The organism is Amycolatopsis sp. NPDC034160, assembly GCF_055575355.1.
The window spans coordinates 192,171-206,206 of sequence record NZ_JBVISU010000015.1; the positions used below are offsets into that span (position 1 = coordinate 192,171).

18 protein-coding genes are annotated in these 14,036 nt (G+C 66.6%); 5 read left to right on the forward strand and 13 right to left on the reverse strand.

The genetic code is table 11. The annotated features are described in order from the left end of the window. Positions 1–3: 3 nt before the first annotated feature. Positions 4–621, reverse strand: coding sequence for a TetR/AcrR family transcriptional regulator (locus ACZ54P_RS27305; RefSeq protein WP_465464416.1), 618 nt, complete (start codon positions 619–621; stop codon positions 4–6). Between the two features lie 94 nt (positions 622–715). On the opposite strand from ACZ54P_RS27305, the gene ACZ54P_RS27310 reads away from it, so the two are divergent. Then, the gene (locus tag ACZ54P_RS27310) at positions 716–1,423 is read left to right on the forward strand and encodes an SDR family NAD(P)-dependent oxidoreductase (protein ID WP_465464417.1); all 708 of its coding nucleotides are present in this window, start codon (positions 716–718) and stop codon (positions 1,421–1,423) included. An 81-nt stretch (positions 1,424–1,504) separates the two neighbouring features. On the opposite strand, the gene ACZ54P_RS27315 is transcribed toward ACZ54P_RS27310, so the two are convergent. The 4 genes from ACZ54P_RS27315 to ACZ54P_RS27330 all read right to left on the reverse strand — a co-directional run bounded on the left by ACZ54P_RS27315 (position 1,505) and on the right by ACZ54P_RS27330 (position 4,148). Next, positions 1,505–1,882 (reverse strand): RidA family protein, encoded by a 378-nt coding sequence (locus ACZ54P_RS27315; RefSeq protein ID WP_465464418.1) that lies wholly within the window; start codon positions 1,880–1,882, stop codon positions 1,505–1,507. 99 nt (positions 1,883–1,981) lie between these two features. Further along, the gene (locus ACZ54P_RS27320; protein ID WP_465464419.1) at positions 1,982–3,226 is read right to left on the reverse strand and encodes a hypothetical protein; all 1,245 of its coding nucleotides are present in this window, start codon (positions 3,224–3,226) and stop codon (positions 1,982–1,984) included. Next, the gene (locus ACZ54P_RS27325; protein WP_465464420.1) at positions 3,223–3,555 is read right to left on the reverse strand and encodes a type VII secretion target; all 333 of its coding nucleotides are present in this window, start codon (positions 3,553–3,555) and stop codon (positions 3,223–3,225) included. The genes ACZ54P_RS27320 and ACZ54P_RS27325 overlap by 4 nt, the downstream gene beginning before the upstream one ends. Continuing rightward, complete coding sequence (locus ACZ54P_RS27330) at positions 3,552–4,148, reverse strand: YbaB/EbfC family nucleoid-associated protein (protein ID WP_465464421.1); 597 nt, start codon at positions 4,146–4,148, stop codon at positions 3,552–3,554. Before ACZ54P_RS27330 ends, ACZ54P_RS27325 begins: the two co-directional genes overlap by 4 nt. 289 nt (positions 4,149–4,437) lie before the next feature. Here ACZ54P_RS27330 and ACZ54P_RS27335 point away from each other — a divergent pair, with 289 nt between their 5' ends. Continuing rightward, on the forward strand, positions 4,438–4,929 hold the full coding sequence (locus ACZ54P_RS27335; RefSeq protein ID WP_465464422.1) for a GNAT family N-acetyltransferase: 492 nt from the start codon (positions 4,438–4,440) through the stop codon (positions 4,927–4,929). On the opposite strand, the gene ACZ54P_RS27340 is transcribed toward ACZ54P_RS27335, so the two are convergent. From ACZ54P_RS27340 to ACZ54P_RS27350, 3 genes are all read right to left on the reverse strand, one after another. After that, a complete protein-coding gene (locus ACZ54P_RS27340) occupies positions 4,926–5,507 on the reverse strand; it encodes a P-loop NTPase family protein (RefSeq protein WP_465464423.1) in 582 nt (193 codons plus the stop codon). The two genes, ACZ54P_RS27335 and ACZ54P_RS27340, sit on opposite strands and share 4 nt — an antisense overlap. Before the next feature lie 88 nt (positions 5,508–5,595). Then, the gene (locus tag ACZ54P_RS27345) at positions 5,596–6,177 is read right to left on the reverse strand and encodes a response regulator transcription factor (protein WP_465464424.1); all 582 of its coding nucleotides are present in this window, start codon (positions 6,175–6,177) and stop codon (positions 5,596–5,598) included. 69 nt (positions 6,178–6,246) lie between these two features. Further along, the gene (locus ACZ54P_RS27350) at positions 6,247–6,666 is read right to left on the reverse strand and encodes a hypothetical protein (RefSeq protein WP_465464425.1); all 420 of its coding nucleotides are present in this window, start codon (positions 6,664–6,666) and stop codon (positions 6,247–6,249) included. Positions 6,667–7,083: 417 nt separating this feature from the next. Here ACZ54P_RS27350 and ACZ54P_RS27355 point away from each other — a divergent pair, with 417 nt between their 5' ends. Further along, positions 7,084–7,425: a hypothetical protein gene (locus tag ACZ54P_RS27355; protein WP_465464426.1), complete on the forward strand. Its 342-nt coding sequence runs from the start codon at positions 7,084–7,086 to the stop codon at positions 7,423–7,425. A 416-nt stretch (positions 7,426–7,841) separates the two neighbouring features. Here ACZ54P_RS27355 and ACZ54P_RS27360 read toward each other — a convergent pair whose 3' ends face one another. Beyond that, positions 7,842–8,570 carry a hypothetical protein gene (locus ACZ54P_RS27360; protein ID WP_465464427.1) on the reverse strand — a complete coding sequence of 243 codons (729 nt, stop codon included), beginning with the start codon at positions 8,568–8,570 and terminating at the stop codon, positions 7,842–7,844. A gap of 889 nt (positions 8,571–9,459) precedes the next feature. On the opposite strand from ACZ54P_RS27360, the gene ACZ54P_RS27365 reads away from it, so the two are divergent. Beyond that, positions 9,460–9,930 carry a hypothetical protein gene (locus ACZ54P_RS27365; protein ID WP_465464428.1) on the forward strand — a complete coding sequence of 157 codons (471 nt, stop codon included), beginning with the start codon at positions 9,460–9,462 and terminating at the stop codon, positions 9,928–9,930. A 202-nt stretch (positions 9,931–10,132) separates the two neighbouring features. Here ACZ54P_RS27365 and ACZ54P_RS27370 read toward each other — a convergent pair whose 3' ends face one another. From ACZ54P_RS27370 to ACZ54P_RS27385, 4 genes are all read right to left on the reverse strand, one after another. Next, positions 10,133–10,483, reverse strand: coding sequence for a hypothetical protein (locus ACZ54P_RS27370; RefSeq protein WP_465464429.1), 351 nt, complete (start codon positions 10,481–10,483; stop codon positions 10,133–10,135). A 316-nt stretch (positions 10,484–10,799) separates the two neighbouring features. Continuing rightward, positions 10,800–11,153, reverse strand: coding sequence for a hypothetical protein (locus tag ACZ54P_RS27375; protein WP_465464430.1), 354 nt, complete (start codon positions 11,151–11,153; stop codon positions 10,800–10,802). A 298-nt stretch (positions 11,154–11,451) separates the two neighbouring features. Beyond that, positions 11,452–11,700 carry a hypothetical protein gene (locus tag ACZ54P_RS27380; RefSeq protein WP_465464431.1) on the reverse strand — a complete coding sequence of 83 codons (249 nt, stop codon included), beginning with the start codon at positions 11,698–11,700 and terminating at the stop codon, positions 11,452–11,454. A gap of 138 nt (positions 11,701–11,838) precedes the next feature. Further along, positions 11,839–12,762, reverse strand: a complete 924-nt coding sequence (locus ACZ54P_RS27385; protein ID WP_465464432.1) for a hypothetical protein — start codon at positions 12,760–12,762, stop codon at positions 11,839–11,841. A 247-nt stretch (positions 12,763–13,009) separates the two neighbouring features. On the opposite strand from ACZ54P_RS27385, the gene ACZ54P_RS27390 reads away from it, so the two are divergent. After that, entirely contained in the window at positions 13,010–14,005 is a 996-nt protein-coding gene (locus ACZ54P_RS27390) for a polysaccharide deacetylase family protein (protein WP_465464433.1), read from the forward strand. Positions 14,006–14,036 lie beyond the last annotated feature (31 nt).

The following is a 14,036-nucleotide window of genomic DNA, read 5'->3' on the forward strand; positions in this document are numbered from 1 at the left end:
TTTTCAGTCGCAGTTCCCCATGAGCCGCGCCAGCTCTTCCCGGCCCAGCGCCGGCTCCGGCAACGGGCTCGCGGCGGAAGCACGCATCCCGTCGAACAGCAGGGCGAGATGGCGGCGCCAGACCTCCGGCCGGACGCCCGCGGTCGCTTCCACGGTGCGCGCGATGCCCCAGGTCACGAAGGCCATGTCTTCAAGGGTGAAGTCGGCGCGCAAAGCCCCGCTCTCCTTGGCGCGCTCGACGACGCGGGTCATCAGTTCGTACCCGCGTTCGTGCTCGCCGGTCTGCGGCGGCCGGGTCGAGGCGAGTTCGTTGTAGCCGCGATCGGCGGCCTGCAGTTCGCAGATCCGTTCCACGAAAGACGTCAACCCGGCCCACGCGTCGTCGAGGCCGAGCGCGTGTTCGGCGATGCTCACGACGGTCTCGGTCCGGTCAGCGAACACCGCGCTCACCAGATCCGCGCGCTGGGGGAAGTGGTTGTACAACGTGCCGATGCTGACGCCGGCGGTCTTGGCGATCTCGTCGAGCGCGACATCGAGGCCGCGCACCGCGTAGAGCCCCCTGGCGGCGTCGACCAGCAGGTCCCGGTTGCGCTGGGCGTCCTTCCGCAGGGGTTTGGGCATGTGGGCATCCTAGTCAACTTGAAGGCAGCCTCAAGTTGTGTGTACCCTCGAAGAAGTTGAGGGCACTCTCAACTTAATCCTTCTGGGAGGACCCATGACCAAAACGCTCGCGATCTTCGGCGCCGGACCGGTGCTGGGGCTGTCGCTCGCCCGCCGCTTCGGCCGCGAGGGCTTCCGCGTCGCCCTCGTCGCGCGGACCACCGAAAACCTCGACGCACTCGTCGCGGAACTCGACGCCGACGGCATCGAAGCGAGCGGGTTCGTCGCCGACGTCTACGAACCCGCTCAGATCGCGACCGCCGTCGCCGCCATCGGCCGGATCGACGCGGTCGCCTTCAACCCCGGCGGCGGGACCATGGGCGAGGGCATCGCGCCGGTGCTCGACGTCGATCCCGGCAACCTGCGGCTGATCCTCGACCGGTTCGTGGTGTCCGCGGTGGCGCTGGTGCGAGCCGTACTGCCGGCCATGACCGAGCGCGGCGACGGCGCGATCCTGTTCACCGCGGGGCAATCCGGGCTTCATCCCGCGCCGTTCCTCGGCAACGCGGGAATGGCACAAGCCGCGCTGCGGAACTACTTCCACAACCTCAACTCGGTGCTCGCCGAGAAGGGCGTCTATGTGGGAGCCGTCAATGTCGGCGCGCTGATCGAGGGCAGCGTTCCACATCGGACACTGACGGCGGGCCCGCTGGATTTCGAACCCGAGGTGATCCACCCGAACGTGTTCGCCGACGCTTTCTGGAAGCTCTACGCGACTCGCGAGGCTCCCGAAGCGCTGGTCGGTTCGTTCGGGAAATATTGAGGGGTGAAGCGAACGTGGCGTGTCGCGTTCGCTTCACCCCTCGATACTCGGCCAGCACGGGAACACTGGGCCGAGGATGGGTTACCGCTCGATGGCGTAGGCCTCGATCTCGACCTTCATCTTCGGGTCGAGCAACGCCGAGACTTCGACCATCGTGGCCGCGGGCAGCACGTCGCCGAAGGCCTCGCGGTGGGCGCGCGCCACCAGTTGGGCGTCCTTGATGTCGGTCACGTAAGTGACTGTCCGCACCACGGCGGCGAGGCTCGAATCGGCCTCCCGCAAAGCGGTCTCGATGATCGAAAGCACGGCCGCCGCTTGCTCGTAGGCGTCACCCGACCGGAACGGCTCGCGCGCCGTCGTCCCGGACACATGGATGTGCTCGCCGACGCGCACCGCACGGCTGTAGCCGAAAACCTGCTCGAAGTCCCCGCCGGAGGAGATGTTCACCCGCTCAGTCATGATCCGAACGAAAGCACAGTGGCGGCCGGAAAGGAACCGGGATTCGGGTCACCGCCGATCTGCCGCGTCAGATAGTGCCTCGACTCTCGACCTATCGGGTCACTCTTCGCCCTCCGGCGGTTTCTCGTTCACGGCCGGAGGGATGTTCTTCGTCAGCTCGACGATGGTCTTCCCGGCCATGCCCGACGCGCCGTAAGTCGGGTCACTGAGCACCTTGACGGTCTTCTCGAGAGCGTCCGCGACCTTGGGGTACTTCTTGTGCAGGTCGCCGATCGGGAAGGCGTTCCAGTAGTCGAATTTCTTCAGAACGGCATCTCGGTCTTCTTTGGACAGTTTCTCCAGCGACTTCGTCAGCTTCTCGCGAACAACCCTGAGGGGCATGTCGCTGAGCTTCTCCGGCTTGCCGCCCGGGGGGACCTCGGGCTTCCCGCCGTCCGGTTTGCCGGGCGGCCCTTCGATCGGCTTCTTGCCGCCGGGCATCGGGTGCGCGCCGGGCTTGGGTTTCGGCTGGGGCAGCTTGACCTTGCCGCCACCGAGCGTCAGCTTGACGACGTCGTCGGCCGCCCCGCGCGTCTTGGCGAGAATCTTGATCATCTCGCCGAGCTTCTTGGCGCAGTCGGCGATGGCCTTGGCGATCTTGGCGATCGCCACGCCGACCGTGGTCATGATGGAGGCGATCGCCGCGATGATCGAACCGCCGAAGGTGACGGGCGCGAGCGCCACCGCCACGATCGCGGCCTTGAGGATGCCGGCCAAGGTCATCGCGATGATGTCACGGACGATGCCGCGGACGGCACCGATGACGGCACCGGCGATCCCCATTTGCTTGCCGGCGAGATTCAGGTACTCCGACAGCGCGTCGATCTGTGCGGTGACGCCCTCCATGTCGGAGCGGAAGCGGTCGGCGGCCTCGCCGTCCCACTTCTCCATGAACGTCTTGGTGGCGGCCGCGTGGTCGTCCGACCACTCCTTCACGGCCTTGCCCTCGTTGTAGATCGCCGTCTTGGCCGCCTCGATGCCCTTCGGGTCACCCAGCAGGAAGTCCAGCGGCCAGCGGAAGATGACGATGTGCTCGATCAGCCAGCCGATCCCGGCGGTGAGCAACGACCCGATCGGATCGACGACCATGCCGAGGATTTCGATCGCCATCCCGGCCGAGGCCAGGCCGACGCTGAGTTGGTCGCCGGAGTCGACGGCTTTCTTCAGCGCGAACGCCGAATCGAAGAAGCCGGCCCCCGCGGTGTCGCCACTGCCCGCGAGGAAGTTGTTCTTCTCGTCCTTGAAGTCCTCGGCCTTGGTGCCGCTGCCGTTCCCGAAGTCGCCCCTGTGGTACTCGTCGCTCACTTGACCTTCACCTCCTCGATGCCGTCGCCCGCCGCGTTGATCAGCTTCTCCGTTTCCGCTTCGTTGGCGTCGTACTTCTTCGCGGCCTCGCGCACCCTGTCGGAGAGCTCCTGCACGTTTTCCGAATACTTGTTCAGGTGGTCCCGCGCCTTCCCGCAGTGCATGCTCGCGCCGGCGCCGTAGATCTGGCCGCCGAAGATGCCGAAGATGCCGGGGTCCGCCACGCAGCTGCCCACCATGTCGGCGCTCTTCCGCAGCGCGTCCTCGAGCTTGTCGAGGTGACTGGCGAACTCCGTCATGGCCTCTGTGTCGACACCGAATCCGCTCACCAGGGGCTCATCTCATCGTCGTCGGGGGTGGCGGGCCGCCGCGGCCGGGGCGCCGGGGGGTGCGGCGGCTGCGCGGGACGGCCCGGGTGCGGTGGCGGCGGGAAGCCCGACGGCGGCGGGGGCCGGTACCCGGCCGGTGGGGGCGGCGTCCGGTACCCAGCCTGCGAACGTGGGACCTCTTCGTGTGCCTCCGGGGCCCATTTGTCCTGTTCGGGGTTTTCCCGGGCGCCTTCTTCTTCCGCCACCTTCGGCAGGAAGGTGCGGACCAACTGAGCGGCTTCGTCCTCGCCGTTGATCTCGGTGTAAGACTCCGTGACCTTCTCGACGGTCTGGCGCTGCGCCTGCCGCACGGTCTCCATGACGAGCGAGGAGAGTCGGGCCGGTCCCAGTGCGGTCGCCCGGTTGCCGAACTCGATGGCGCTCAGCGAGCCGTTGGCCTCGACAGTCACCTTCACCGAGCCGTCGGGGGATTGCACCGTGGACGCCGAGGCGGTGAACGCCGCGGTCAGGGCCTTGGCTTTCTCTTCGAGTTTCTTGGCCTCTCGCTCCAGAAGGAGAGCGAAGTCCTCACCTGCGTCGAAATTGGGTTGCATGCATCGCCTTGGCTCGGTTCGGATCGGGCACGAAGGGTGGGAGTTCGTGAGCGGCCGGCACTTGCTTGCCGAAGCCGCCGCGGAACACCCCAGCTTCCACTTCGGGAAGGTAGACCAGACGGTTCCGGTCCGCAGCGAACCCCTGCGAAACTTTCGCGATCGGCCGCAAGCTGGTTCGCTTGGTATCGGTACCACCGTAGGGGGACCCGGACAACCCCGGTGATCAGGGACTGCCCGAAAGGGCCGCCGGGAACGGCCGATCAGGCCAAGGCGCGGGAAAGGCGGTGTGATGGGAACCGGACCGGTCGTGCGGAACGCCCGGCGCGACGACGTCATGGCCATCTGCCGTTTCGGAGAGGAGCACGTCCGGGCCCATTACACGCCGTTGATCGGCGCGGAAGCCGCGGACAAGCAGGTCCGGATGTGGTGGCACGAGACGAACGTCGGCGGGGCTGTGGCCCGTGGTTCGGTCGTGGTCGCCGAGGACGGCGGGCGGCTGGTCGGCGTCGGGCAGCGCGGACGCGACGGCGACGACCACGTGATCTACAAGCTCTACGTGCACCCTGAGCATCGTGGTGGCGGGTTGGGTCCGCGGCTGCTCGACACTCTCATCGGACAGCTGCCCCCGGACGCCGAGCGGCTGTACATCGAGCATTTCACGGCCAACGAGCGCGCAGGTGCCTTCTACGAGCGTGAGGGCTTCACGGTGGAGCGGATCGAGCCGAGTTCCACCGGAGACCCCGGTCTCGGCGTGGTCTGGCGGGCCCGGAATCTCCGCTAGCGGAGATTCCGGGCGAGGGCCCCGTCGAGCCAGCGATCGACCTGACGCTGGCCGCGCAGGCGGACGATGACGAGGTTCGGAAAACGGTTCTCCCTGATGACCTTGTGCACGCGAGCCCGGATGACGGGGTGATAACGCCAGGCGAGTTTGACGATGTGGTCGGGGTCGGTGAAGAACGTGCGCAACGGACCCTCGACATTGCCGCCGGCGATCGCCGAACCCCGTCCGACACGACGTTTCAGCGTCCGGCCGATGACGCGGGTCATTGTCATGATCCGCGGGTGATCGAGCCAGATCAGCGCGTCCAGCCGTTCGGTCATCCGCTCCCTGACCTCTTCGCCTTGCCATTCGATGGCCCACTCGTCACCGTCGAGGTACTCGAGGACGTCGGTCTGCCAGGTCTCCCGCACCGTCCAATTCGGACCGTGGAAGAAGGATTCGAACTCGACGAACGGCAACCCCATGCGCTCGCACAGGGTTCGCGCCAGTGTCGACTTCCCCGATCCGGCCGGACCCGCCACCGCGACCCGGCGGAGCCGCCGACCGGGAAGGGCGTCGTCCGGCCCGATGATCTCCATGCCGGGAGACTAGCGGGGGCCGTGACCGGGCCCTACCGGTTTTCGGGTCTTCGGCTTCGGGCAGCGCAGTGGCGAGGGGACAGAAGCATCAGTCGATGAGGTTCTTGCGCAACCCTTGGACGACCGCATGCGCTCGGTCATTCGCGGAAAGCTTGCGGAACAACCGCTGAGCATGCGTTTTCACGGTGTCCTCGGACAGTCGTAGTTCGCCGCCGATCTCGCCGTTGGTCTTTCCGAGGCTCATGCCACGCAACACCTCCAGTTCCCGTTTGGACAAGGTGAAATCCGCGTCAGACGCGGATCGCGGCCCTGGAAGTGGAATGGAGTTCGACCCGTGGCCGAAACCGAGCACACTCGCTTCAAACGAAAGGAATCCGACGGCGCCTTCCTTGATCGCGGTGGCGACGATTCTTTCGGACTCCGGTGGGCCGTACACCACTACCCTTGTGTCGTGGTGGAAACGCACCAGTGTCCGGATCGTCTCCACCAGTACCTCCGGCGGCATGCGAACGCTCAGAAAGACCACGTCCGCGGGGAGGAGGCGAAGTTTCCCCGCCAGGTCGGAACTGGACGCGGCAGCACCGACACGCCGCACGCCTGGCGTGGTGACGAGCAGACGGACCATGCGTTCGCGCGGTTCACGCCGACTGTCCAGAACCAGAATATTCATCGCGGTGTCCCCCGATGGCCGAAGTGATGGGTCGCCATGGACACGGATACCTCAAACACCCGAGACCCGTTATGCGACCACAGAATACTTGTTTCCGGTCGACCGCTGGCACGTCGTGGACGCGACACTGAGAAAGCAATCCTGAAGAGTGAGGGCGATGCAGGTAATGGAGAGGAGGGTGGTCTCGTTAGGTGTAACCGATCGACGGCTCTTTCCCTGAGCGCGGTCTCTCTTGCGGCGCCGGTAGTCGCAGCTTTCGCTTTCGTGCCACAAGGTCGAGACGGCTTGTTCGAGGTCGCCACGATTCTCGACGGAGTCGCCGGACCTGCACGGCGTGAGCCGAGGGGCGGCCGCGGCGGCATTGAGCACGGCGCGATCACCCGCCCGGCCGGTGCCGGTGCACACCCGATAGATGACTTCGCGTAACGCGCCGGTCTGCCGGAGCCCCGCGTCTTCGACCGCGACTTCGTCGGCGAGAAAGGTGAACACGTCACGATGGTGACCGGGGGCGTTCGTTCGCCGGACGAATCTAGTCCATCAGGGTGGACAGCGTAAGGCGGGCGTCCCCGCCCAGGGGGTTACGGAAAGTGGCATTTCGACGGCTTGCATCGGGGGCAGCCTCACTCGATCGTGTCGTTTTTCGGCGGGCTACACAGGGTATACATCAGGTTTCGTCGCGCTGAAAAAAACACTCGTTAGGATGGATTGGTGCTCGCGTCGCGAACTCCGGTGCGCCCGGGGTTCACCGCGCCACCTTTTTTCCCTAAGGTGGGCACCGGTTCAAACCAGAGCCGCGGAAGTGCGGGATGTGGACGCGGTCCCGTCATCCCGGCCTGCCTTCCGCGTTCGAGCAGTGACACATTCGCCGGAAGGAACATGGCCCACGTCTGTGGAGCCGGGGGAACCGTGAACGACCAACTCGTGGCCGCACCCGTGGGTGCGGCTTTCACCTCGCGCCTGGTCTGCCTGACTGGCGACCGTCTCATTCACCCGGCGGACAGCCGCAACGACCTCGCGCGCATCGTCGTCCGCTGGGCTCGAAGATGGGTTCCCGAGACGTGGCCCGCCCGGCAGTACTTCGAGGCGCTCGGTCTCGGCGACGTCGAAAACCCCTGCTACGCCGACGATGACGTCACCGGTTGGCTCCTCCTCGAACCCCGGCCGGAGTCGCTCGCGTGGCGAGTGCGTTCGGGAGAGATCGAGATCGCGACGGCTTTGACCGCGGAGGCCGAAGCCTGGCCCGACTGACGGCCGACGTGTGACGGCCCTGCGTCTTCAACCGGCGCAGGGCCGTTCGCCGTGCCCGGTTTTCCGTGCCGCGTGAACGAGAGTGATCGTCGACGGATCGCCGAGTGCGTGTGGGGCACTAAAGGCCACTAACTCGATCGAGTCATTCGTTGCGTGCTCACGGGTCCGTAGTGCCTACACGATGGTGGAACGACGTGGAAAGGCGGTGGCCTCGTCAGTACGTTTTCCCGGACACAGGACGGAAACTTGGTCGCCGTCCTGTGTCCGAACCGCTCGCTCAGGGGAGCGGTCTGATGTCCCCAATGGCACATTGGGGACATCAGACCGTCCCCAATGGCACATTGGGGACATGCCCGGTTCCCGGTCATCGACAAGGCGACGTGGGCCGGACCGCGACGGCGGTCCGGCCCACGGGTTCATCGGCGGTCGCGCCAGTGGTGGTGATGGTGGTGGTGGTCTCCGGACCAGTCGGTCGCGTCGGCCACCGCGCTCACCTCATGGGTGACCGCGCCGTTCTCGTCAGCGGCGGTGTACCACTTGTCATAGCTCGCGTACTGCGGAACGGCCACGGCCTTCACGCCCTCGGACGCCGCACCGTCGTGGCCGGCGTAGAGATCGCTGGACTCGTACACGGCGTGGTCGTCGTCGGCGTGGCTGACGACATGCGACGACGTCGCCCCGTCCACGTCCGCCGTCTTGGTGGACTCGGCGTAGGTGACGTGCGAGGGGCGGGTGTCCCGGATCGGGTGGGTCTTCGCGGGGCGGTGCTTGGAGGTCGACACGTAGTCGTCGGTGTGTGTGACCGGCTGCTTCCCGTGATGGTACGTCGGGCGACCGGGCTTGTGTTCGACGAGCCAGTCGTCGTCGTCCGTGTCGATGTCGGATTCTTCGGTGTGCAGAACCGCGGCGCCCGTCGGTCCGGCCAGCACGGCGTCCTCCTCGGACCACTGGTTCCCGTGGTGATCGACACCCCAGGTGCTTTCGATCGTCCCGGCGCCGGCGATACCGGCGTAGGTCACGGAAGTCTCGGAGATGCCGGCCGAGTCGGGGTCGTAGTCCGCGTCGGCCGCCGCGACTCCGGCGAACCCGAGAGACAGCGGAACGACGGCCGCCGCCGCGAGCGCCCACTGGCGCAATGCAGTCATGATTGTTGTGATCCTTTCGAGCTGGGGTTACCTGACACGAATTGAGTCACGAGAATCGACTCCGGGCGTGAAGTCCGCCCGCTCAATGACATTACCCGGCTCGGCGTCGAGGAAAAGATCGGCCGCGTCATCACACCCGTTCGGTACTATCGGCGTCCGAGTTTTCCAGGACGGCGCAACCCCATTGCGGTACAACGCGTCACGGCTGAAGGTGTCGATCGATGAATGCGCGCGAAACGGCTCTTCCGTCATGTCGTCCTTCGGAAGAATATCGCTCGGGGCGTTGGCGACAACGAGAGCGTGGCCGGAAATCGGTGTTCTACGGCCGGCTCCTCGCGCCATTCATAGGAAACGTCCCGGCACTCTTCGCGCCGGGACGTTTCCTCTTGGCGATGCCCTCCGGCAGGCGCTTTCGTGTTACTTCCCAGCGCCGGGAAGTCGGGGTCATCGGCAAGGTCCAGATTAGTGCCACGTTTCCGGTGTGGACAGACTGTTCGATCGATCCCATTCTTAAGAGTGTCTTCCAGTGCCATGCCTAAACAGGGCGGTTACCCGGCTCGACCACCAGTCAAACAGTACGGGTGGGGTGAATCCGGTTCCGCGATTTTGGGCTTCCGGAGCTGCACCTTGCGTCAGAAGGATCGGCAACTTCCCGCTGAACGGTGACGTCGGACGCACCAATCGGGTGTCCTCGATACGCACCGTGTTCACTGGCGGCAGGGCGGGCTTCCGGCATTCACGCGAACTTCATGTTTGTTTACGCGGAATCGGCGCTTCGTGTACTGAGTGGAATTGCGCACCGCCTGCCGGGTCGGCTGTGGGCTGGCTTTATTCGCGGCGTGCGTTCACGATGATCGAAGTAGGCGGTAGGAATCCAAAGGAGTGCTACATGAGAAGCCAACTGGCACGAGCGTTAACGATTTTCGTCACCGCCGCATCGGTGACACTGGCCGGTACCGGTATGGCGACGGCGGGCGGGCCCGGTGGTAGTGGCGCGTCCAGTACGACCAGCGCGGCGGCGGTGGTCCAAGCCAAGCATGACGCGTTGATCGCACGTGCGGACAGCGGAGACCTCGCGGGCACGCAGGCGACGCTCGGCGAACTCGCCCCGGTGCTCACCGATCTGGCGCAAGGCAAGCGGTACATGATCCAGGCGCAGGCGAAGGATTCCGCGGCCACGGCGCGGCAGGAGAACATCGAAGCGCAAAAGGGCGTCGACGATCTCGCCGCGCAAGTGGAAGACCGTGCCGGCCTGCCGCCGGTGAGCACTCTGCTCAACGCGCTGCTCCAGCGATTGCTGGTCAGCTTGTCGTCGCTGGTGAACGATCTCCTTGGCGGGCTGCCCGTGCCGGTCGGTTAGTCCGACCGGACCCCGGACGGGTGCCCGGTGAAGGCCCGGCGCGGAATCTCCCTTCCGCGCCGGGCCTTCGTCGTGGACGAGCACTGATCGGCCGGGCGGGGAACGCCGCCGGGCAGCCCGGCTCGCCCGTCTCCGCCTCGTCGCACACGAAAAAGCCGCCACGCGGAGGGGCGTCCGCGCGGCGGCTTTTCAGCGAGATCGCTCAGTTCTCCTGTGCGGTCCCGCCGTCTTCGATGCCGCCGCCGGCGCAGTTGTCCGGGGTGGCGCCTTCGGCCTCGGTCTCGCCGGGGGACAGGACCGGAACGGCGATGCCTTCGGCGACGTCGCGGACCGGGACCTGGACGCCGAGGACGTTGACATTGTTGTCGCACACGCCGCCGATGACGTTGGCGTTGTGGATCGCGTCCAGGTTCTGCACGTTGGCGAGCCCGATCTGGTCGTTGTGGTCGACCGGGTGTCCCGCGATGGTGACGCCCGCCGCGGAGGCGGTTCCGCCGGCGATCGCCATACCGGCGGCGAGGGCGGTGGCGACGAATCCGAGCTGCTTGATCACTGAAAAGACTCCTAGGAATACCTCACCGGACACTCCGGCGGGCGAAGGTTCCGGGCGGGCGGCACATCGGCTCGCCGCTCCTCTTGATGTCGGTTATGGCGCGTTCGCGCCGGGTGGGGCCGGTCCACTCCTGGGCAGGAAGACCCGGCCCCACCCGATCCGGCGTCGCTACGCGTCGCTGGGTGCCCGGAACACGGATCCGGAGTGTGCAGCTCTCTCCGTGTTCCGGGCGCGCCTCATGACATCGACGCGAGTCGCCGGACCCCGCGCCTCGGTCGGCTTCCGCACACCCTTGCGGGCGACCTCGACGGGAGACTCAGTTGCCTTGCGACGTGCCACCGTCGGTGATGCCACCGGCGGCGCAGTTGTACGGGGACTCGCCGGAGGCTTCGTGCTCACCCGGCGACAGGATCGGCACGCCGATGCCGTTGAGCGAGTCACGGATCGGCACCTGCACGCCGAGCACGTTCACGTCGTTGCCGCAGATGCCGAGCGTGCCGTTCACGTTGTGCAGCGCGTCGATGTTGTTCAGGTTGACCAGGCCCAGCTGGCCGTTGTGGTCGTAGCCGTGGTGGTGGTCGCCGTCCGGAATGTCGGCGGAAGCGACACCTCCGCCGATGAAGGCACCGGCGGCCATGGCGGCCGCGACAAAGCCGATCTTCTTCAACATGCGTTCTCCTTGGATTGACGATTGCGTCGAGCAGGACGGCGCGAGAGGGTGTATCCGTCCGGTGCTTGCGAAACGTACTGACGATCGCCCGCGATTTCCACGACCGATCCACCATCGTGTGGGGGTGCGGACCGCTGACCGCGCAGGGGGTGGCCCGATCGGGTTACGAGAACTTCTTTGCTGGCAAGCAGTCGATGTTTCGCTGCCGATCGTAACGCTTGTGTGAAAAGGAATCCCGCGCATGACAAGTGGCCCTGCCCCGTCATGAATGAGGAGCAGGGCCGCCGTCCGGCCTTGGTCAGCCGGGCCAGGCCTGGGCTTGCGCCGTGAGCGCGGTCGCCACGTCGATCTCTCCCGAGCGAACCCGCCAGGCGAGCGAAGCGGACCGGGGCTGGATGAGTAGCCAGCCCACGACGTCATCGTCGGTGTAGCAAGGACTTTCGTCGTCATCGATGCCCAGCGCGCTGAAGTATCGGCGTGCGGGCAAGGTCTCGGGCATCCACCCGTGAGCCCAGCGCACGACGATCCGGGCAAGATCGTTGTTCACTTCTTTCCGGGCCCACCGTGATGGGCGATGTTCCGCCGATGAACCGACGGACATCGTAGGGAAGCCGCCGATGGCGCGGAAACCGGGGTCAGGCAAGAAAAAGAGCGGGACGGCTCGCGGTGGTGTTTCCGCGGTCGTCTATTCGTAAAGAACGTAAGACGGTGTCGGTGTGAGCGCGAGAACCTCGGCAGGGGTCATCAGAGCCGCCTCGCGGCGCGTGTCCTCGTCGAAGAAGAGTTTGAACCCTGCCCGCACGTGGGCGGGCTTGGTGGGCATGAGCGTTCGCCACGTCGACTTCTTGGCCGCGGCCGATCCGATGCCGTCCACCACCTTCACCGGCGAGACGCCGGGATGGGGGAGAAGGAGTTCTTCGTCGCTGACCACGGAGGACGTCACCTGGTGGTAGACCATGACCTTCGCTGGCAAGTGATGCGTCCGCGCCAGGTCGCCGAGATAGGCGGCCACCCCGTCCAGTTCGGTTCCGCTGGTGCGGCCGAATTTCTTGCCGGGGACGGCGCCCGGTTCGACCGCCCACTCCGGGTCGAGCGCGACGCCGACGTCGGGTTCGGTCAGCCAGCGTTCATAGGCTTGGACCTCGGGCAGGAAATCCGCGCGACCGGGCTGGATATCCAGCAACAGCAAGCCTTTCAGGGCTCGTGCCGCGTCGAGGTACTCCTGCACCGTCTTGTCGGAGCACCGGCTTCGGTACATGCCGTCCGCGCCCGCCGACCGGTGTGCCGTGGTGGCGATCAGTTCCACGACGGGGGTGATCGGCCGTCCCGGCGGGAAAGCCGCGATCTGTTCGCGGAGCAGGCGGCTCGCGGCCGCTAGGTCGCCCGTCATCCGGCCGAGCGCCTTCGCGCCGGGTGCGCCACAAAAACCGACCAGCAGGTGCTCGGCAAGGGGATCGGCCGGGGGTGCCGCCACCGGTGGTGCCGCCGTCGCGGCGGGAGCGATCGCCGCCGCGACCTGCGACCTGCCCCGTGGGGACGCGCCGCAAGCGCTCGCTGCGAGTCCCGCGAGCCCGGCGGTGAGAACGAGGCGACGACTGAGGTCGGGCATGCGGTCTCCTTGAGTACTTCGCGGCGTGGCCGAAATCCACGCTTATGTTGGCAGAGGTTAGAATTACCCGCATTGATCTTGCATAAACCCGATTTTCGACGATCACCGGATCGTGATGTCGCCGGTTTCGGCTTCCTCGCACCTAGCTGCGAAAACACCGATTTTCCGCCGAATGCCAGGGAAGCCACACTCACCCGGCTCGGTGGTAACGCGCGACCGCGTCCAGGGCCGGCCGCACACTGCTCGCATGTCTCTTCTTCGCCGACTCGGTGCGGGCTTCGCGATCCTCCTCGTCGCGGCCTGCGGCGGCCCCGCGCCCGTGACCCCGGCGGCGCCGGAACCGGCGCCGGTGCTGGCGGCGCCCGCCCGGGTCACCGCGGACTTCGCGCGTCAAGTGGGTGCCGATGAATTGGGCCGTATCCCGATCCTGATGTATCACCGTATCGTCGCGAAGCCGAAGTCGGTTTACGACCGCACTCCCGCCGAGTTCGCCGCGGAATTGGAACGGCTCGCCGCCGAGGACTACGTCCCCGTGACGACCGCGGACCTGGTGGCCGGGAAGCTCGATCTCCCCGCCGGCGCGCACCCCGTCGTGCTGACCTTCGACGACGGCGACCCGAGCGTGTTCGCCCTGACGCCCGAGGGGGAGCCGGCCCCGGGGACCGCGGTCCGGATCCTGCTGGACGTCGCGGCCGCACATCCCCGGTTCCGGCCGGTCGCCAGTCTGTACGTCAACGAGCATCCCTTCGGGGGCGACGGACGTGCTCTGCGCTGGCTCGCCGACCACCATTTCGAGATCGGCAACCACACGGCCCGGCACACGAATCTTCGCCGGGCCACGGAAACGGCGGCGACGACGGCCATCGCCGAAGGGGACGCCCTGATCAGACAGGCGCTCCCCGGCTATCGGCCCAGCACGCTCGCCTTGCCGTACGGCGCCCAGCCCCGGCGTGAAGAACTGGCACTGCGGGGGCAGGGCTACTCCTACCAAGGCGCGCTGCTCGTGGGCGCCGGTCCGGCGCCTTCGCCTTGCTCACCCGCCTTCGAACCGGCAGCGATTCCGCGGATCCGGTCACAGGGTTCCGGAGCGGAAGCAGAGTACGGATCCGCCCACTGGCTGGACGAACTCGGTTCCCCGGCCGGTCGCCGATACACCTCGGACGGTGACTCGTCGACGGTGTCGTATCCGCGATCCGCGGGCGAACCCGCACCGAACTGCGCGAGCGTGAGCCTTGCCTACTGAACCTCGACATGTCCGCCGCGACGGCACCCTC